This is a genomic window from Spirulina subsalsa CS-330 (genome assembly GCF_028330765.1).
GTDB lineage: Bacteria > Cyanobacteriota > Cyanobacteriia > Cyanobacteriales > Spirulinaceae > Spirulina > Spirulina subsalsa_A.
Genome location: NZ_JAQMTY010000240.1, coordinates 17,442 through 37,069 on the forward strand (window position 1 = coordinate 17,442; position 19,628 = coordinate 37,069).

The following is a 19,628-nucleotide window of genomic DNA, read 5'->3' on the forward strand; positions in this document are numbered from 1 at the left end:
TAGGTCTCCTTAAACTGACTAAAACGATGAACAAAAACACTAGGCAAACGTTACGCCGTTGCTGTTATGAACGAGCGAAATCACAATAAACTCCGCTGGTGTTGTGGGGGCAATGCCCACTTCTGCCACCACTTGACCCAGGTTCCGACTGGAACGAGGGTTGGTTTCTGCGTCACATTTGACGTAAAAGGCGGCTTCTGGGTCTGCTCCCTGGAGTGCGCCTTGGTGCCACAGGGTTTCACAGTAAACCGTGAGTTCGCGGGCAAGGGTAATCCACAGGGCAGAATCGTTCGGTTCAAACACAAGCCCCGCTAAGTTGTGGTCAGCCCAGCGCAGCATGGTGATGATCAGCCGTCGCACCCCCACATAGTGCCAACCAGGGACGGTGCTGGTGGTGCGTGCGCCCCAGACCCGAATCCCTCGGCTGCGGAAGCTGCGGATACAGTTCACGCCGGGGCCGGCTTTGACGTTGAGGGTTTCCCAATCTTGATCACAGAGGGAGAGGCTGAGGTCAAGTACGCCTTCGAGGATGTAGTTGGCTGGGGCACGGTGAACGCCTACTTCGCGGTCGTTGCGGGCGTAGACCCCAGCAATGTGACCACAGGCGGGAATGGGGTCGGGGCTGGATTCGACAATCACCCAGGGGGCATAGATCGCGCCGTTATGACCCACCAATTGTTGACGCTGCTGGTTCAGTACGGCGAGATCCGCCGTGTTGCAGCTATCCAAAATGGCAAAGCGATCGCCCAGTTGGTCACAATGCTCTAACACCATGGCTTGCAGATTGAGGATGGCGGTGAGCGATCGCGTCTGCATAATATCAGGCACACAGACGAGATCAATCTCCTCTAAGGATTCGATGATCTGTAAGCCGTGATGGAGGCTAGCGATCGTGAGCGGGGATTCTGACGGGTCAGCCGTCGGCAGCAGCAGCACATAGCACCGCTCCCCACCATTGGCAAAAAAGCCCTGTACCGCCTCGGTCAAAAAACGGCTCGCCCCCCTAAACTGCCGCAGAAACTCCGGCCAGAGGGTGAGCAGTTGAGGGACGCTAGACACCTCCCCTTCCCCCGGAGTGACACCCAAAAACACAGGAACACCTGTGTTCACGCTGTCCCAAGCCACTTGACGTAAGGCTCGGAGCGATACGCCAGGGGCAGTCAATGGAGCAGAATCAAAGGGTCTCACAACTCAGATCGGGGCTAAGGGAATTTTGAACGTTACGGTTGGTTTTCCGTCACAATTTGGGTGATGCGGAAGATCACAAATTCAGCGGGTTCAATCACAGAAACACCAATTTCGGTAATCACTTGACCCAGTTTGCGAACATCCATCGGGTTGGTTTCGGCATCACATTTGACGTAAAACGCCTCTTGAGTGGTTGTGCCAAAAAGAGCACCTTTACGCCATTCATTGGTCAAAAATGCCGTAATATTGCGCCGAATTCGCGCCCAAAGTTCCGGGGTATTGGGTTCAAACACAACCCATTGGGTTCCCTCATCAATCGACTCGCGCAGATAGTTAAATTGGCGACGAATATTGATGTATTTAAAGTCAGGATTGTCTTTACCTGCCCCTAAGGTACGTGCGCCCCAGATGCGGATATTGCCGTTGAGGTTGCGGATGCAATTAATCCCCACTTGGTTGAGGGGTTCTTGTTTGACTTTGCTAACCGCTTGTTTCAAACCCATCGCGCCTAAAACGGGTTCATTGGCTGGTGCTTTATGAACGCCCCGCAGATTGTCCACACGGGCATAAATGCCAGCCACATGGCCGCTCGGTGGTACAAACTTTAAGTCATTACTGATCGGATCAAAGACTTGAATCCAGGGGAAGTACAGGGCAGCGTAGTCGGAGTTGCCGAGAATTTTGTCCGTACCCGGTTCCAGTTCACCGAGGGCAATCTCTTCTGGGGTGTCAAGAACGGCAAAGCGATCGCCCAGTAAACGGCAATGAATATCTAATTTTGCCAAGGTTGCTTTTGTCGTCACCCCTGGTGCAGCCACCACTGCAATTTCATCAATGGCTTCAAACGCCTCTAGGGCGGCATCAATATCTTTTTCTGCTGTCACCCAGACCACGAAGCAACGGGTTCCCCCATTGCGGAAAAAACCATAAACCGCATGGGCTAACGTGTTTTGACCTGGGTTATTTGAGAAATCACCGAAAAAGCTTTTAAACTCGCCAAAGTTTGTACAAAGCTTCACTTCCCCTGCTGTCACAGATTGGGTGGTAGTTACCGCCTCTTCGGTGGTTTTTTGATCGACTGTGACAACGGTGTAGTAATCATTGTCGGGGGCAAAATTCCCTTTTTTGGCCAGACTGTCCACAGGGGTCGAGGTGTCTGTTGTCCCTTCCCCGGCGGCGGCGGTGGGTTTAACTTTTGGGGCTGAACCCTTAGCGAGGGAAATAATTCCGATGAAGCCAGCCGTGCTCGTGCCAACTCCTGCAATGGGGGCGAGTCCTGATCGAATTTCTTCGACGTAAACACCCGGTGATAAATAAGTAGGCATTCTCCTTATTCCTTATAGTGAGAGAAAATTATTCATTAAGTAGACACCCTTAAGGTTTAGACCTGTGCAACGAGTTGAATATCACACTGTTTTGACTCTCCAGGTTGCAAAACAACTCGCTGGTGCTGTGGCGCATATCCTGACGCGGAAATTATCAACGTTACTGCGGGTGAAAATGGTTCAACCCCTACAAGTCGATAGTTCCATTTTTCTGCTTGATTATGATCTAAATTACGAGATGTTAAGGTTTGAGCTTGATGCTCAACACATCGTACTGTTGCCATCTCAAGCGGCTCTTGATTTTTAGCATCGATCACCTGACCAAAAATTGTGGTGGGTGGGAGTTCAATCTTGAGCTTGAGTATATCAGAAAAAATGGATTTTGTTGGCGGGTCACGGGTGAAATATCCATCTTTTAATTCTGCTTCAAATCGGCTTTGACCATAGCGTAAACCGGCCCGAGGTAAAGAGGCTTCCAGTTGATAGAAACCACTGGGTAAATTTGTGAAGTAAAAAGAACCATCATGCCTGGATTGACTGCGCCCATAGTTCATTTTCTGATTGCACCAATCCTCCATAGATAGAGTATCTAAGAAGCATTGTAGTGCTAAGAATTTATGGGCATTACTCAGGTCTGATCTGGCAATAATTTGATCAAGGTGGCGTAAAATAACGGTGCTGGTGGTTTGGGGGTTGAGTAACTGGGCTTGAAAGTCTTGGAGCACTGCGGGCCCAGCGGTGGAAAACGGAACGAGGGGGGGCGATCGCCACTGCCCCCAGCGCTTCGGCAAACCCAAGATCCGCACTTTGGTCAAAAGCTTCTGGATAAAGGCATCCGGGGCTTGGCGGATGGTGATCATCGCTCCGGCTAACCGCTCTTGGGTGAGGGCATCCTGTACCCAGCCCGCTAATGTGACACGGCGGCGATGGGGGTTGGATTGGGTGGGTTCGTTCAGGGTTAAATTCATCGACACAATCCTCCGGGGAGTAACGTCACGACAAGCGCAAAAGTTGGGGACGATGTTCGAGGACGAGGGGAACTTCTTCGGGGTCTTCGGTGAGGGGAACTGCGATCGTCGCGGTGCAATGCAACGAGACTTTGGGCACACCGCCCAACACTTGCCAGAATTCCCCCGGACTTTGGAGATAACCCGATCGCAAAGCCGTCAATGTGACGGGAAGAACGGGATCTTGAAGGCTGCCCTGAAGCATTGCTTTGGGTAACACTGGATGGCGCAACAGGAGACGCATCAATTTACTCAAAATATGGTGTTCTTGTTGGGGGTCGTCTTGGTTAACCCAAACCGTAATCAGGTAGGAACAATCAATGCGAGCCGGGGGCTGGATTTTGATCGCTGTGCCGTTTTCCTGTCGTTGCATTTGCCATTCGCGGTTGCGTCGCTCCAGGTTTTCCCGCACATCATAGAGAAAGAGGTTGATCGCGGGTTTTTGCTGGATCGCACCTTCGATGGGTTGCTCAAAACTGATGGCGACCTGGGTTTCACCCGAATTTTGCAGGCCGGGGAGTTCTTGGAGCAAGAAGGTTTTTAAACTGCTGTCGAGATCATCCAACATCGGGTTTTTCCTCAGGGGTGAGAACGGACGATTCTGCGGTTTTGTGGTTTGGGGGAGAGCGATCGCCCTGCTGCTCTGCTACCGTTAACTCCTCTTCTAACACCTGGATCGCGCCCCCAATGCGGAGTAAGGTTTCCCGCAAACTCAGTTGTTGAGCATCCAAGTTGGCAAGGGCTTTTTGGCCGGCTGCATATTCGGTTTTAAGGGTTTGAAGTCGTTTTTGCAGTTGCTCACGCATGGCTTAAAACCTCACTCAAGTTCACAGAAATGGGCGAATTAGACAAAGTAGGGCAGTTCTAAATCGTGAGTGCCAATTTCACGGAAATTAATCCGATCTTGCCAATCTGCCCAGCCCCCTTTATCACTTAATTGGGTATTTAAGCGGGTATCAATTTTGATACTGATATATTGCGTCAGGCGATCGCCCGGCTCCGGCTGTTGCAGCGCATCATTAATCAGTGCCGCAGGAATACGCGCCGCAATATAACGCTGACGAGATTTACTATTCCAATGGCGAGCAAACGGATTGTCATAGGTGGCGAGAAAACGCTCCACAGGCACATCCTTATCATCCACCTTAATCGTAATCCCCGTATGCGTACAGCCATTCCACTCCGCATTATGCTCAATTAAATAGAGCAATTTATCCCGTCCTGATGGCACAACCGGAACCCGTAATTCAGCATTAGTCAGATCATCAATAAACGCCAACACATCCCCTCCATTGTCATCTCTCTCCCAATTGACAAAATCTCCACCATTCACCTGCCAATGGTAGCCAAGGGCAGATTGCGCCGCATGGGCCCAGGGATTTTTACTAAACCCCACCCCAGAGACCCAAAACTCCTTATCGGTGTCCCTTTTATGCACAAGGGAAACCTTCCCAGATGCCCCAACCGGAATTGGCAACCATTGGTGCAGAAATGTTGAAGCATCACTCAATGAACCATCCGGACAATAGTGGTTAGAACCCCGTTTTCCCGCCGCCCAACTGCCTAAACTGCGGAACAATTTTCCACTTTCGGAAAATTCCGCTTTAATCACATGCCAGTCGGTTAACGTGTTACCATTACGAACCCAAACGGTGTCATATCCAGAGGGCAGCGTTACTAATGCTCCGCCTTCATCCTCTTTCCCATATCCATACTTGATCATCGCACGCTGATACCAAGGATTCTTCGCGGTGTGCCGTCGTTCGTAATTGTTGGTGAGTTTCCAATTTTCAATTGCTCCGGCTGCTTCTGCGTCAAACACATCTTGATAGACGATCGCATCATTGGGATACATTCGATGACGCATCGGGTTGATCAATTCAAAATGTTGCACTCGCAGCGTTTCGTGAACTGTAACCGTGCCTGTTTCCCGTTCAACGGTGACGCACAGTTTTTCTTCCCCATCCTCTGACGCAATTAACCGTAATAGCGCCGTCGGATCATTTTCGTCGCCTGAGCCTTCGACTTTCCAGCCCACCCGTTTACCATCTTTTTCATCAAGGCGAATCGTCGGTTTTTCGCCAGCGGGTGTTTCCCCTTTGTCAGCGAGGGCAGCACGGATATGGTCTTTAACCGCTTTTTCCGAGGGGATCACATTCGGGCGATCGATGGCTGGAATACTTTGGGAAACACCCTCAATCAGAGTTTCTCCTAACTGTAATGCTCCGGCGATCGTTAAGTTGCCTTGAATATTGAGATCCTGACCATTACTCCGCAGCGTAATATCCTGAGTCGCACTCGGTAGCCGCACCCCGGAATATTGCCGCACCGTAGAATCAATGACCACTTGACCCTCGACAAGGCTCACCTTTGCCAGGGTGATCGTTTGGGCATCGTCGGTGTGAATGGCTTCGAGGGTCAGGAGGGGGGCTTCTTCAAAGCGGGTGAAACTATCGGGAATTTCTGGTTGTTGAAGAATTTTAGGTTCTTGGTGATAGCGCAAACAGAGCCAGCCTAAACCATTGATCTTGCGAGTTACATCCTCCGGCAAAATCACCAAATTGCCTTCCCCGTCGATCGCGGTTCCGGACTTGATGACGACCTCCGGCTGGCCTGCGATCGCTTCCACCTCCAGACCCTCAACAATCCCCGCCAAATGGAGACGACTGTTAACGTAACGCTGGCGATCGCTCAAATAGCGATGGGCCAATTCAAAATCTTCATCAAGTAAATACTGGCCCGGAAAATAATTAGGGCGTTGTAGGGCGAAATTCACCCAATCTTGTTGTGATGGCATAGGATTTGAATTATTCGATTGCCTTAAGCTGAACAATATCACACCACTTTTTTGTTTATTAAAAATAAATTATTAAATTTTATGACGATCGATGAACTTATGTCGTGAAAACACGATATAAACTTCCATGAAAAAATTTAACTGACAACATTCTTTTGTCTTTTGTTCAGTTTGTAGCGGGTAGTAACTCCCATAGAATGGGGTACTGTAAAGGCATTCTTGTGCTGCAAAGACTCTAACCTAATTGCATCAAAATACATCAAAATATGTATCAAGATATATCAAAATGTATCGTTTATTTATTCTACAACCAGAGTTTAATTAATCAATGTGACCCGGTTTGAGGTCTATTGCTCTGGGGCGATCGCTCAACGCATCATCATCCGGCGGGGGAAGATGCGGTTGGGGTTGATGGTGGTGACGGCTTCGGCGAGGTCGAGGGTGCGGAGGCGGTGTTGGCGGGCGTTGACTTGGTAGACGCGCTGCCGGGTGAGGTCGAGACCGGTGAGCCAGCCGCTTTGCCGATGATAGGCTCCGGTGTCGATGTCAAGCCAGCCGGGGCCTTGGGCGAGTTTGCCGGGCATCACACCGGGGAGGGTGAAGGTGATCGTGTGGCCGGTGATGATCAGTTTGTTTTTAAAGAAGGGTTCTTTGCTGCTGTGGAATTCGTCGCGAATCCAGCAGAATTGCTCGGCGGTGTGTTTTTCGATGGGGATGCGAGGGTCTACGCCGGCATGGACGAGCCACACATCGCCGAGGTCGAGGTGGGTGGGGAGCGATCGCATCCACTCAATATGCTCCGGTAGGACACCTTTGGAGCCGTAGCTGTTTAGGGTCATGTTGCCGCCACTGTAGAGCCAGGCTTGGCGGCAATGTTCGGGGTTGCCCCGTGAATCGATCACGTCGAGGAGCATTTGTTCATGATTCCCCAAGAGGCAGTGATAGCGGTTGGATTTCACAAATTCCACCACCTGGGCACTTTTCGGGCCCCGATCCACCAAATCCCCCACAAAATACACCTGATCCGTGCGGCTAGGCGCGATCGCCTCCAACAGGATCATCAGTGCATCGTAATGGCCATGGACATCTCCGATAAAGATGCGACGCTGTTGGGATTCGGATTCAGAACTGGGGCGATGAAAGGTCATAGATTTTCGAGCGATGGGGCAAGGAATGACGATAGATCAACCTGAGACATGAATTTGAAGGGTTGGGAATACCGTGCAGACAGTAGGAACACAAGTTCTGTCAAGTTTAAAGGGTTATTCACTCAAGAGCATCTGCGGTTTTTAGGCTCTGTTCACAACGTTGACGGCATTCACAGGACAGAAGAATTCTTTTTAAGTCCACGATCGCAAAAATTCTCAAAATTCCTCTATGTTGGAATGAAACGCGAATTTTGTCGCGTTCCCTTTCCGTCGCATCAGCGGTAACCCTCGTGACCACTATTCAAATTCTTCAGCACCCAACATCGACAGCCTGGCTAGACCAAGCCATTGCTAACCTTGACACCATTTTACTCGACCACTCCCATTGTGAGCGCAAAGCCGCTTCAGCGGCGTTGAATTTAATGTTTCGCTATCCCTCTAGCCGGGTGTTGTTGGATAAGCTGACCGCGATCGCCAAAGAAGAACTGGATCATTTTGCCCTCGTGAATCAATGGCTGGATCGCCGCAATATTCCCCTCGCGCCGTTGAATGCGCCCCCCTATGGCGCGGCGTTGCGATCGCTGATCCGCCGCAATGAACCGGATCGGATGTTGGATTTTCTGCTGGTGTCCTGTTTGATCGAGGCGCGATCGCATGAACGGCTGGGCCTCTTGGGCGACCATTGCCCCGATCCTGAACTGGCTGAATTCTACCGGAGCTTAATGGCTTCCGAGGCGCGACATTACGGGATCTATTGGGTCTTAGCGGACACCTATTTTGATCGGGACGTAGTGCAAACGCGATTGGAGGAGTTAGCGATCGCCGAAAGTGAGATCCTTAGCACCCTCCACCCGGAACCCCGAATTCATAGCTAAACCCCCCGCAACTCGTGTTAACAAGGGGCTTAAGCCCCTTGCCTGCAACCCTCGAAGCCCCTTGCCTGCAACCCTCGAAGCCCCTTGCCTGCAACCCTCGAAGCCCCTTGCCTGCAACCCTCGAAACCCTAACCCGCCCTAACCCTTTTGCACACTGCTATACAATGGAATCTTGCAGATTAACTGAGTCGTATCTTCTATGACCTCTGAAGCTTCAATTCCGGTAGTAATTAATGGTGTCGCGGGCAAAATGGGCCGCGAAGTGCTCAAGGCCGTCATGGCAGCGGACGGGATGCACCTGGTGGGGGCGGTGGATCGTTCCCCCGATGTGGTGGGGGAAGATGCCGGAATTGTGGCCGGCTGCGGGCCGGTGGAAGTGCCGATTTTAAACGATCTGCAAAGCGTCTTAGTGTTGGCGACCCAAGAGCCGATCCAAGGGGTAATGGTGGACTTTACCCATCCCGATGGTGTGTATGAAAATGTGCGCAGTGCGATCGCCTATGGCGTGCGTCCCGTCGTGGGAACCACCGGCCTCAGCCCGGAGCAACTCGACGACCTCGCCGCCTTCGCTGAAAAAGCCAGCACAGGCGCGATCGTCGCCCCCAACTTTTCCATCGGCGTGATCCTGATGCAACAGGCCGCCCTCCAAGCCGCCAAATATTTCGACCATGTGGAAATCATCGAACTCCACCACAACCAAAAAGCCGATGCCCCCAGCGGCACGGCGATCAAAACCGCCCAAATGCTCGCCGAACTGGGCAAACCCTACAACCCCGCCAGCGTCAAGGAAACAGAACACCTCACCGGGGCGCGGGGCAGTTGTGCCGACGAAAATATCCGCATCCATAGCGTCCGCCTCCCCGGCCTCATCGCCCACCAAGAAATTCTCTTCGGCTCACCGGGCCAACTCTACACCCTCCGCCACGACACCACCGATCGCGCCTCTTTCATGCCCGGCGTGGTCTTGGCAATTCGGAAGGTGACGGAATTGAAAACCTTGGTCTACGGCCTAGAAAAAGTCCTCTAATCGTTAGCCCATGCTAGTCCCCATCACCCGCGAAAAATTTGAGCAACTCGTGCCTGCGATCGCCACCGGGGCCCAATATGCCGCCGCTTGGGGCAGCATCCAAGATATTGTGCGGCGGGTCTTGATTTCGGTGATCGGGATGGTGGCGTTGCTGCTGTTGAATGTCCTGTTTCAAGGCGGGGCGGGGGGCTTAAAGTTTTTCCTGGGGATCATCGCCGGGTTGTATTGGCTCTGGGCCCCGGTCTATTGGGCCAGTCTGCGCAACAGTAAGTATCGCCGCTGGAAATATAGCGGCTTTTGGCGCGGTCGGATTTTAGATGTGTTTATCTCAGAAGACCTGATTCGGGAAGAGGAAACCTTTAACCAGCGCGGCGAATTGGTGATTGTGGAAAATCGCGAGCGGCGGATTAACCTGGACATTGGCGATCGCAGCGGCTTCCGTACCCTCGTCCAAGCCCCCCTCCGGCGCAGCCATAAACTGCTCAAACCAGGGCAAAAGGTGGAATGTCTCGTCTTTTCCAATCAAGCCGACCTCAGCGAAATCAAGGAAGTGAGCGATCTGCATATTCCCAGTCAAAACCTCTGGGTGGGAGAATATCCCTGTTTGCGCCGAGACTTTTTTCTTAGCCTCAGCGCCGACCTCCGCCGCCAAGCTCCCCCACCCCCCGATCGCCGTCGTCCCCCAATGCGCGATCGCGCCCTTCGACCCCGATCGCGCCGCGATGAGCGCTAGCCCCCCCATAAAACCCCTATAATGAACTCCCCTTTACTGTGACCATGAACGAATTTTTACCCACTCTTTATATTCTGATTTTGTTTGTCTTAGTCAGCGGTGCAGCCATTTTTGTCTTTCGTCAAATTTGGCGCACTCGTCAGCAAGAACGCCGCTTTGAAACCCTCCAGCAAGCCCTCACAAAAGCCGACTGCACCACCAAAGACTATTACGAATTCGGCAGTCTATGCCTTGATAAAAAACTCTATGTTCAATCGGTTTTAGTCTTTCAACGAGGCTTAAAAGCTGCCGAAAAGGAAGAGGTGGAATCCGAAAACATCGCCCTGATGTACAACGCGATGGGGTTCGCCTACTTTGCCCAAGAACAATATGATCTCGCCATTCGCAACTATAAAGAAGCGATCAAACTCTATCCGGACTATGTGATCGCCCTGAATAACTTGGGAAATGTTTACGAAAAGAAAAAACTCGTCGCCCAAGCTCTCAATGTGTACGAACAGGTGCTAGGGTTTGACCCGGATAATGCGATCGCGAAAAAACGCGCCGAATCGATGCGCAAACGCCTCGCCCCCACGAGTTAAATCATGATCTAGTTTTTGCAACCCCTCACCCCACCCTCTCCCCCAGGCGAGGGCTTTTAGCGTCCTTCTCCTCTTCTTAGCTCCCTTCTCCCGTGGGAGCTACTGCTTATACATAACGTTCAAATGTTGGCCTCGTCTGCGTTTGATCCCCCTAAATCCCCCTTAAAAAGGGGGACTTTTTTGCGTTCCCCCCTTTTTAAGGGGGTACTTTTTTTCGTTCCCCCCTTTTTAAGGGGGTACTTTTTTTCGTTCCCCCCTTTTTAAGGGGGGCTAGGGGGGATCGAGAGAAGGTGAACATCGTTAAGAGCAGTTTGTGTATAAGCAGTAGCCCACGGGAGAAGGGCCAGGGATGAGGGAAGGGTTAATTCGGGGGGCGATCGCCTGCCCATGGCCCAATAATTGGCTCGTTGCGTTGTTCTTTGGCAGCGAGTTCTAGATTGAGGGTGAGGAGTTTTTCTAGGATGTCGTCGTTGGGGGTGAAGCCGTAGGCTTTCATGACGAGGTCATTGAGTTTTTTGTGATGTTTTGCGAGTTTGCTGGTGGGTTCGTGGAAATAGTTGTTATACAGGGTGGTGATGCCACAGTTTTCTTTTTCCATGCGATCGCTGCGATAGTCGTGAAGGGCGATCGCGGCTTGGCGGATTTGTTCGGTTAATTTGACTGTGGCGGTCTGGGGAAAGGGGAAGGTTTCAAAACAGGTAGTGTTGGTGTAGCGGGTTCGGTCTTCTAGGGTAGAGCTTTGGGCTTTGACCCATTGGCGGTGTATGTCTGAGGTGAGAATACCAAGGATATAAAAATCATCGGATGCTACCACTGTTGTAGAATCAGACGGAAGCCAATCAGTTTGACAGGGTAAAAAAATAAACCATTTAGAATGTCTTGGGATTGCAAAATAGTGAGATAGTGGCGCGATTGCTTTTCGCATAGCTGGCCGTTTCTCTCCGAACTTCCACCAATTTTCACGAGTTACAGTTCTACGATTCTTATCGCGTTCTGGCTTTACATAAGTTTTAAGATGCTCAAATGGATCTTTGTAAAGTCTTGCATCTTCTATCGACATATCATTAAAATCAATGATCATACGACTTGGAAAACCATGAGGTTGACTAGCTAAGTCCGAAGCAGAGACAAACTTTTTGATGATTTTTTGATTGTCTGAAAATTGATTAATCCAGTGATTTGCTGTTTCTATTTCAACTAAAAATCCATGCCCTGTAGGCTGAACTCCCTTAAATGAAAAAGAAACATTGCTTTTGAGATTTTTTGAGCCAGAAATATCTATTTCTGATTTTAAAGACGTACTTATTCTGAATACATCTTTATTGTCAAGAATAAATTTATGTGGTGGATTGTATGCCCAATTAACTAGACTCACATGAACTACTGCATCTCCACTCCATTGTTGAGTTGAAATAGCATCATGAATTATTCCACCGTTTTGAACGATGTAATCTAGTCCTGCTTTTCGACTTAAGCCTTGGCTAATGCTATTGCTTCCAACTAATCCGGCTCTTCCACTACTATTTAAGTGATTATGAGTTAAGCGAAACCAATAGGTACAAAGATCTACTTTGTCTTTAACATCAGAAAACCTTGTGAAAATCTTTTGAATGTATTTATCACCCAGTTCTGATCGAATTCTAGATCCACCCAAAAACGGCGGATTTCCAATCACCGCATCCGCCGCTGGCCAATCCGTGAACAACGCATCCGCACAAACAATATTTTCATCCAACTGACTCAACGGTAAAGCATCCTCCCCCATCCCCCACTCATCAATCGCCATCTTTCGCGCAATCATCAACGTCACCCGCGCCAACTCCACCCCAAACGGATTAATATCCATCCCGTAAAACTGCAACGGAGACACCAAACCCACACCCGGCACACCCCCAAACGCCCGCACCTTTTGCCCCAACTCAAACTCAATCCGCTTCATCTCCTGATACGCCATATACAGGAAATTCCCCGAACCACAAGCCGGATCAAGAACACGATAGTTCGAGAGCGCGATCGTAATCTGTTCCAACTCTGGCAAGCTGTTCGCCGCGTCGATTTGCTCCTCCCAAAAACGGTTAATCGTCGGGCCGACAATCTTCATAATGTCCCCCTCCGAAGTGAAGTGCATCCCGTGGGCGTGGCGTTCTTCCGCGTTGGCAGTGCTTTCAAAAATACTGCCAAAAATAGCGGGGCGTATCTTGCTCCAATCCTCTAGGGCTGAAAATTGTAGTAGCTCTAGCTCTTTATTCGTTAATTCAATCGGATGAATTGTAGAAAACAATCCACCATTGAAATAATTCACCCCCTGATACCGTCCCACCGGAGTCACACCCGGACTATTCATCTCACGAAATAGACCCCCAATTACATCATAAGAACTATCGCCCTTCTGACAATCCTGCACACAAGACGCAAACATACTATTAGGCAGCAATCCCCGATCTTCGGCAAACATCGCCATCACACATTGCAACACAAACCGCTGCGCCGTTAAGCGATCAAACTGCTTTTTTCGCTCCCCCCGTTCCGCCAAAGCATTGAACAATTCCCCCATCCGTTGCCCCGCCTTAGCCGTCACCGCAACCTGGTTATTACCAAAAATGGGGGCCTTGACTTGGCCATACTCCATAAAGTTGAATGCACCGCTCCGACTGGGCAACTCCACCAATGGCACACGATCCATCGGTTCATTTACCTGTTGCTCAAAATCGTAAATCCAAAACTCATCAAAATTACAAAGAATCACATAACGGGGGCGATCCGGAACCAAATTAAACCAATATTCACGGGCTTGGGCAAACTGTTCCTTAAGATTCACCCCCCGGCTTTTCATCTCAATTAATACCTTCGGCTTCCAAACCAAATCCGCAAACCCGGTGTTTCCTCGTTTGCTCCCAGATGCGATCGCCTCCTCATAATGCGCCCCCGCCTCCATCGCCCCCTCATGGCCAAACGCCCGAAAAAATCGGTCTAGAAACGTTTGCGCCTCACTGCGCTCTCGTCCGGTAATATGGTCTTTGCAGAATTCAACAAACGTTTGAAGCGATTCAGGGGTAGCGGTCATGACAAGTCCCGTGAGGTTTTTCTGATCATACAACCGGATCAGGGGATGGCTCGAAAATAATCTCTTCGTAAAATTCCTCGATCGCCCCACTAAAATTAATACTGGCCAACGAGACGCGATCGCCCTCCCGATAACTGAGAATCAACCAATCCCCCGCCTCATTTTTATGATAAATATCAATCGCCATCTCCTCAGAACTCACCAACACATAATCCACTAAATTCGGATTACAGCGATATTTATCAAACTTCTTACCACGATCATAAGCCTCAGTACTAGGAGATAAAACCTCCACAATCAAGCAAGGATAAGTGATATATTGAGCGCTAGAATTATCTCTCTGATCACAAGTAACACTCAGATCCGGATAGATATAATTGCGAGTGTTGAAAATATTGACACGGCAGTCAGAATTATAGGTCTTACAACCACTGCCCCGCAGATGAGGCTTAATCATTGCTAAAATGTTTCCTGCAATATCACTATGATTCTTTGTCCCTCCACTCATGGCATAAACCCGGCCATCAATTAGCTCATGCTTTTCTAGCTGCTTTGCTTCCCAAGCAAAATACTCTTCAGGGGTAAAATACAGTTCATGCTCTCTTGATGCAATCATGAAAATCTCCCACTTTAAAATCGAATCCTCTATGACTATTCAGATCTGACACGCTCAACGCAAATCTTCATCTTCTTAATTAAGACTATCATTTATTCATCAAATTTAACCCGTTTGTAAAGATCTGAGAGATGAAGCTGAACGTTCACTGTTTCCAGTTCCACAATGGCATCCTTGCCGATAAATTCAGTCAATAACCATTGACGTTCATTAACTTTTTTGCAAAATTCGACTCGATAGGATTTTTGTTCAATTAATAAATACTCTCGTAACTGAGGAATCGAACGATAGAGCGTCAAGTTTTGACTCTGATCAAATCCAGCAGTAGACGGAGATAATACTTCTGCAATGAAACAAGGATTGGTTACAGCCATTTGTTGATTGTCGGTGAATTCAGGCTCTCCTTCAATTACCATGACATCCGGGTAAACATAGCTCTGAGCTTCCCCAATCCATAGCCTCATATCACTGACAAAAATTTCATAATTTTGCTCTCTTTCTTGCAAGGGAAGTAAACGACTTAAATTTAACGTTAACCGATTATGATTGGCTGAAACACCCGCCATTTCAATGATTTCCCCTTGAATCCATTCGCTTTTATCAATGGCTTTTTCTTCTTGTTTTAGATAATCTTCAACGGTAATTGAGGATTGCTTCGTGATGACAGCCATGGTTTATTTTTGGTTTTGATTTAACACAGAAACAGCAATTTTGAGTAAAACGGCCTATTCCCTAGAGATCGGGAATCAGACCCGCATCAAACATGGTGACTTCTGTCCCAACGAGTACCGCTTATCTTTCACCACCTCACCAGCAAGTCTGTCTAGATTGTAGTTAAATTTGCGGATGGGGCGATTAAGCAAGTGATGCCGATGCCCCGATCGCTGCCCAGAAACTCGATTTCTTTTCTATGGGCAGAAAAATTGATTATTCTAGCGTTTTAGATCAACTATTATATCTTTTTCCACAAATCTACCCGACTTCATCTCCATCCCTAGTGCTCATTCTGAAAATCTGCACCATTCTACCGTTTACCCGCATAGCCCCAAGTATGCAAATTTTTCATAAAAATTATCAAGGCTTGACATCTTCAAAATCAAACCTGTATTCCAGACTACATTAGCTACTAGAAATCTTTGTTAATTTGCTTACGCCTCAGTATTTTTTTAATACTCCTGTTAATGGTGTGAGATGATGAACAAAGCTCCAAGCTATGGACTGCTATCTGGCTTGTTGGGGGTCGCAACTACCCTCTCCTTCGCCATGCTAGACAATAGCGCTGCTCACGCGAATCCGAGTAATGTCCTAGCGGATATCGAAGCGCTCAACCAGACCTCTGCGATGTCCCAAGTCCGAGGTGTTTCGGAACTGAGTGATGTTTCGCCGACGGATTGGGCCTATTCTGCCTTGAGTGACTTGATTGAGCGTTACAACTGTATCGCTGGCTATCCGAATGGGACGTTTCGGGGTAACCGTTCACTCTCCCGCTACGAGTTTGCCGCCGGTTTAAATGCCTGCTTGCAACAGATTGAGCGCCTGATCGCGGAAACCAGCGCCGATTTTGTCACTCGCGCCGATCTCGAAACCGTCGAGCGATTAATGGCGGAGTTTGAAGCCGAACTCGCCATGCTCAGCACCAAGGTCGATAATCTTGAATCCCGCGTTGAATTCCTCGAAGACAATCAATTCTCCACCACGACAAAGTTGCGCGGTAATGTCTTCATGCACCTCAATAATGCGTGGTCTGGGGGGAATATTCTCGCCGAAGGAACCAATGCTTTTACGGCTTCACGGGATGCGACGGGTGCAACCACACGCCGCACGATCACCGATGATCCAGAACTGACCTTCCAATATCTGACCTGGTTGAACTTTAGTACCTCCTTCACTGGGAAGGATAACCTCGCGATGCAGTTGGCGGTTGGGAATGGGAACGGGCCGGCGAATACCTACGTTTCGGCGGGGTTGTTCAATACCTGGGGGGTCACGTTTACCGACCAAAATAGTGGTAATGCCAATGAGGTTCGGATTCGTGAACTGTTCTATCAATTCCCGGTCAACGATAAGCTGCATTTAGTGGTGGGGCCGCGGATCAACTGGTATCGCTATTTTGATGGCAACCGCTACAGCAATATTTTCAAAGGTGCGGATAGTTTCAACTCTGGCGGCGGCTCTTTGATTAATACCCTCGATCGCGGGGCGGGTGCTGTGGCGTTGTTGAACTTGAGCGACAAGCTGAAGTTTAATGTGGGCTATTTGGGCGAAAGTACGGAATTTTTATCGGGCCCGAATTTCAATACGGCGGCTAATGCGAATGAGGGGCTGTTTGCGGGGACGTATACGATTAGCGGGGAGTTGACCTATTCGCCGCTGGATGACCTGAGTTTGCGGTTTTTGTATACGCGATCGCGCCTTAATTCGGTGGGAGGTCTTCTCGGCGCAGGGGGTCAAGGGGAACCCCTCTACGGTTTAGCGGACGATGGTGCGGGCGGCAATGTCCATGATGGCAACGCCAACACCTATAGCTTTAACTTCGACTGGCAACCCCTGGATTGGCTCGGACTCTTTGGCCGCTATACCTACGGGAAAGTCCACGTCACTCCCGTCAACACGGCGATCAACGATCGCTATATCATCGGCCAAGCGGTGCAAGCCGGTCTTGCTTTCCCTGACTTGGGTAAAGAAGGTTCATTGCTTACCTTTTCTTATTTGATTCCCTTTTCTGTGCTCGATGGGCGTGAGTTCATCATTTCCGGTGCAGGGGATGGCGGGATTCAATACGAATTTGAAGCGAACTACTTCTATCCGGTGACGAATAATATCGCGTTGGTTCCGTCCTTTTTCTGGATTAATAACCCGAATAATTTTGGGTCTAATCCGGATGTTTATGTGGCGAACCTCCGCGCTCAGTTTAGTTTCTAAAGGCGCGATCGCTGCTCTGAAGCATGCTCAATCCTCTCCTTCGGAACACCCTGCCACGCCTAACGCTTGGAGGGTGTTTTCTTGGCAGGACTTACGCAAATTTCTGGCCAATCTCTCAGTTTTTCGTTGAGGCAAGGGGCTTAAGCCCCTTGTTTGTGTGTGTCCCTGCGTAAGTCCTGCTTGGGCTGCGGTCAGGATAAACCGTGGCTGTGGGACAATGCTGAACAGCTTTGATTTTTTTGGAGTGTTTCCCGTGTCTGATGCGATCGCCTCTGCCGATGCTGCGGCTCATCAATTCCAAGCCCCCGGCGCGATTGAGTCGGTCTGTCCTTTTGGCAGTGGCAATGTCAACGACACGTTTTTAGTGCGCTTGCATAATCCCCAGGCGGATCACTTCATTTTGCAGCGGTTGAATACGCGAGTCTTTCAACATCCGGCGGCGGTGATGGCGAATATGCGCATCTGCACTGAAGCGATGGCCACGGCGTTACAGGGTGAAACCTTGCCCCCAGGGCGACGCTGGGAAGTGCCCCATGTGGTGCTGACCACCAGCGGCGGGGACTATTATCAAGATGCTCAGGGGTCGGTGTGGCGGGCGATCGCATTCATCGACGGCATCGCTAAAGACTGCATCAAAACCCCCACCGAAGCCTATGAAGTGGGCTATGGGTTGGGGCAATTTCACCACTTGATTGGTAATGTGCCGCCCGATCGCTTGGCCGATACCTTGCCCGGTTTCCACATCACGCCGCTGTATTTGGCCACCTATGACCAAGTCGCCGCCCACAATGCCCCGCCCCGGTCGCCGGAATCAGACTACTGCCATCGTTTCATTGCCGAACACCGGGCGATCGCGCCCATCCTCGAAACCGCGAAAGCTCGCGGCGAATTGACCCTCCGGCCGATTCACGGTGACCCGAAGGTGAATAATCTCCTCCTCGACCCGACGACAGGCCAAGCGATTACCCTCGTGGATCTCGATACGGTGAAACCGGGCTTGATTCATTACGATCTAGGGGATTGTTTGCGATCGGGCTGCAACCCATTGGGGGAAGAAACCGCAGCCTGGGAAACGGTGGAGTTTGATTGCGATCGCGCCCAAATCATTCTCCAAGGCTATCTCGACATTGCCCAAGACAGCCTCACCCCCGCCGATTTTCACTATCTTTATGATGCAATGCGGCTGATTGCCTTTGAACTCGGTCTGCGTTTTTTTACGGACTACCTGGCCGGAAATCGCTATTTTAAAGCCCTTGACTCCACCCACAATCTACGGCGAGCTTTGGTGCAATTCCAACTCACCGCCAGTATTGAAGCCCAAGTCCATCAGATTTCGACGCTAATTCAGTCCATTTTATGACGCAGTTTTTTACCCTCCATCCCTTTGACCCTTGCCCCCGACCCTTGAGCCTCAATGGCACTGTTTCCTACCGTGCGCGTCAACTTTCGATTACCTACCATCTCCAAGGGGATTTAAGGGCGTTGATCCTGCCGTCCCCCCATCGTGATCCGCAGCGGTGCGATCGCCTCTGGGAATCCACCTGTTTTGAAGCCTTTTTTAGCCGCCCTGATCACGATGACTATTGGGAATTCAATCTATCCCCCGCCGGCCATTGGAATCTTTACCATCTCACCGACTACCGCGCCGGCATCAGCCCTGAGCCTCAGATCGCCCCACCCGTCAGCCAAAGCCATCGCCAAGATCAGAGCTTTCTCCTCACCTTCACCCTCGATTTAGCCCATCTCTTACCGGCCCATCAACCGATCCACCTCGGCATCACCACCGTTCTGCAAACCCAGGATGGCACCTGCTCCTATTGGGCCCTGACCCATCCGGCTCCCATTGCCGATTTCCACAATCGTCAAGGGTTTGCGATCGCCCTCCAGCCCGCATGACCATCGCCACGATTTTTTTCATCGCCATCCTGATGCAGTCCAGCTTTGGCTTTGGGAGTGCTCTGGTGGCGATGCCCCTACTCTCCCTCGTGCTCGATCTCAAAACCGCCTCGCCTCTTTTTGCCCTGGTTGCCCTCACGATCAATAGCATCATCGTCCTCCAAGGGTGGCAAGCCATCGAAATTCAGGCGGTGTGGCGCTTAGTGGTGGCAACTTGGATCGGGATTCCCCTGGGGGTGGGGATGGTTGCGATCGCCCCTACCCCCTGGATCACCACCGGCCTCAGTCTCTTTTTAATCTTCTTTGGCCTCTATCTCAAGTGTCAAAAGAGGACTCCCGTTATAGCCGAAGGCTTAACGGTGAGATGAATTTTGACCAACCAAGAAAACTGAGCGAAGCGAATCCTACAGGGTTGACTTAGTCCTGTAGGAAAGTTAGGATAAGGGGGA

The 19,628-nt window shown here is 50.1% G+C and carries 18 protein-coding genes; 8 read left to right on the forward strand and 10 right to left on the reverse strand.

Annotated features, from left to right (window positions below; all coding sequences use genetic code 11):
- Nucleotides 1-39 precede the first annotated feature (39 nt).
- From PN477_RS16740 to PN477_RS16770, 7 genes are all read right to left on the reverse strand, one after another.
- Nucleotides 40-1,059: a phage tail sheath family protein gene (locus PN477_RS16740; RefSeq protein WP_272117222.1), complete on the reverse strand. Its 1,020-nt coding sequence runs from the start codon at nucleotides 1,057-1,059 to the stop codon at nucleotides 40-42.
- 161 nt (nucleotides 1,060-1,220) lie between these two features.
- Nucleotides 1,221-2,513: a phage tail sheath family protein gene (locus PN477_RS16745; protein WP_272117224.1), complete on the reverse strand. Its 1,293-nt coding sequence runs from the start codon at nucleotides 2,511-2,513 to the stop codon at nucleotides 1,221-1,223.
- A 56-nt stretch (nucleotides 2,514-2,569) separates the two neighbouring features.
- Nucleotides 2,570-3,481, reverse strand: coding sequence for a peptidase associated/transthyretin-like domain-containing protein (locus PN477_RS16750; RefSeq protein ID WP_272147475.1), 912 nt, complete (start codon nucleotides 3,479-3,481; stop codon nucleotides 2,570-2,572).
- Between the two features lie 25 nt (nucleotides 3,482-3,506).
- Nucleotides 3,507-4,088, reverse strand: coding sequence for a Pvc16 family protein (locus tag PN477_RS16755; RefSeq protein WP_272117229.1), 582 nt, complete (start codon nucleotides 4,086-4,088; stop codon nucleotides 3,507-3,509).
- Nucleotides 4,078-4,326 carry a hypothetical protein gene (locus PN477_RS16760; RefSeq protein WP_272117231.1) on the reverse strand — a complete coding sequence of 83 codons (249 nt, stop codon included), beginning with the start codon at nucleotides 4,324-4,326 and terminating at the stop codon, nucleotides 4,078-4,080. Before PN477_RS16760 ends, PN477_RS16755 begins: the two co-directional genes overlap by 11 nt.
- 38 nt (nucleotides 4,327-4,364) lie before the next feature.
- Nucleotides 4,365-6,317, reverse strand: coding sequence for a hypothetical protein (locus tag PN477_RS16765; RefSeq protein WP_272117233.1), 1,953 nt, complete (start codon nucleotides 6,315-6,317; stop codon nucleotides 4,365-4,367).
- 368 nt (nucleotides 6,318-6,685) lie between these two features.
- Nucleotides 6,686-7,465, reverse strand: coding sequence for a metallophosphoesterase family protein (locus PN477_RS16770; RefSeq protein WP_272117235.1), 780 nt, complete (start codon nucleotides 7,463-7,465; stop codon nucleotides 6,686-6,688).
- A gap of 290 nt (nucleotides 7,466-7,755) precedes the next feature.
- Between PN477_RS16770 and PN477_RS16775 the strand changes: the two genes are divergently transcribed.
- The 4 genes from PN477_RS16775 (at nucleotide 7,756) to PN477_RS16790 (ending at nucleotide 10,681) form a co-directional block, all read left to right on the forward strand.
- Nucleotides 7,756-8,340 carry a MiaE family protein gene (locus PN477_RS16775; RefSeq protein ID WP_272117237.1) on the forward strand — a complete coding sequence of 195 codons (585 nt, stop codon included), beginning with the start codon at nucleotides 7,756-7,758 and terminating at the stop codon, nucleotides 8,338-8,340.
- A 199-nt stretch (nucleotides 8,341-8,539) separates the two neighbouring features.
- Nucleotides 8,540-9,367 carry a 4-hydroxy-tetrahydrodipicolinate reductase gene (gene dapB / locus PN477_RS16780; protein WP_272117238.1) on the forward strand — a complete coding sequence of 276 codons (828 nt, stop codon included), beginning with the start codon at nucleotides 8,540-8,542 and terminating at the stop codon, nucleotides 9,365-9,367.
- Between the two features lie 10 nt (nucleotides 9,368-9,377).
- A complete protein-coding gene (locus PN477_RS16785) occupies nucleotides 9,378-10,100 on the forward strand; it encodes a hypothetical protein (protein ID WP_272117240.1) in 723 nt (240 codons plus the stop codon).
- Between the two features lie 44 nt (nucleotides 10,101-10,144).
- A complete protein-coding gene (locus tag PN477_RS16790) occupies nucleotides 10,145-10,681 on the forward strand; it encodes a tetratricopeptide repeat protein (RefSeq protein ID WP_072619578.1) in 537 nt (178 codons plus the stop codon).
- A gap of 361 nt (nucleotides 10,682-11,042) precedes the next feature.
- Here the strand turns inward: PN477_RS16790 and PN477_RS16795 are convergent, their stop codons facing one another.
- From PN477_RS16795 to PN477_RS16805, 3 genes are all read right to left on the reverse strand, one after another.
- Nucleotides 11,043-13,745: a DNA methyltransferase gene (locus PN477_RS16795; RefSeq protein WP_334310552.1), complete on the reverse strand. Its 2,703-nt coding sequence runs from the start codon at nucleotides 13,743-13,745 to the stop codon at nucleotides 11,043-11,045.
- A 25-nt stretch (nucleotides 13,746-13,770) separates the two neighbouring features.
- Nucleotides 13,771-14,361, reverse strand: coding sequence for a Uma2 family endonuclease (locus tag PN477_RS16800; protein ID WP_272117245.1), 591 nt, complete (start codon nucleotides 14,359-14,361; stop codon nucleotides 13,771-13,773).
- 92 nt (nucleotides 14,362-14,453) lie between these two features.
- The gene (locus PN477_RS16805; protein ID WP_272117247.1) at nucleotides 14,454-15,032 is read right to left on the reverse strand and encodes a Uma2 family endonuclease; all 579 of its coding nucleotides are present in this window, start codon (nucleotides 15,030-15,032) and stop codon (nucleotides 14,454-14,456) included.
- A 592-nt stretch (nucleotides 15,033-15,624) separates the two neighbouring features.
- Between PN477_RS16805 and PN477_RS16810 the strand changes: the two genes are divergently transcribed.
- From PN477_RS16810 to PN477_RS16825, 4 genes are all read left to right on the forward strand, one after another.
- Nucleotides 15,625-17,283: an iron uptake porin gene (locus tag PN477_RS16810; RefSeq protein ID WP_272147477.1), complete on the forward strand. Its 1,659-nt coding sequence runs from the start codon at nucleotides 15,625-15,627 to the stop codon at nucleotides 17,281-17,283.
- Nucleotides 17,284-17,500: 217 nt separating this feature from the next.
- Nucleotides 17,501-18,643: a phosphotransferase enzyme family protein gene (locus PN477_RS16815; protein ID WP_272117253.1), complete on the forward strand. Its 1,143-nt coding sequence runs from the start codon at nucleotides 17,501-17,503 to the stop codon at nucleotides 18,641-18,643.
- On the forward strand, nucleotides 18,640-19,179 hold the full coding sequence (locus PN477_RS16820; protein WP_272117255.1) for a DOMON-like domain-containing protein: 540 nt from the start codon (nucleotides 18,640-18,642) through the stop codon (nucleotides 19,177-19,179). The genes PN477_RS16815 and PN477_RS16820 overlap by 4 nt, the downstream gene beginning before the upstream one ends.
- Entirely contained in the window at nucleotides 19,176-19,547 is a 372-nt protein-coding gene (locus PN477_RS16825; protein ID WP_272117257.1) for a sulfite exporter TauE/SafE family protein, read from the forward strand. Before PN477_RS16820 ends, PN477_RS16825 begins: the two co-directional genes overlap by 4 nt.
- Nucleotides 19,548-19,628 lie beyond the last annotated feature (81 nt).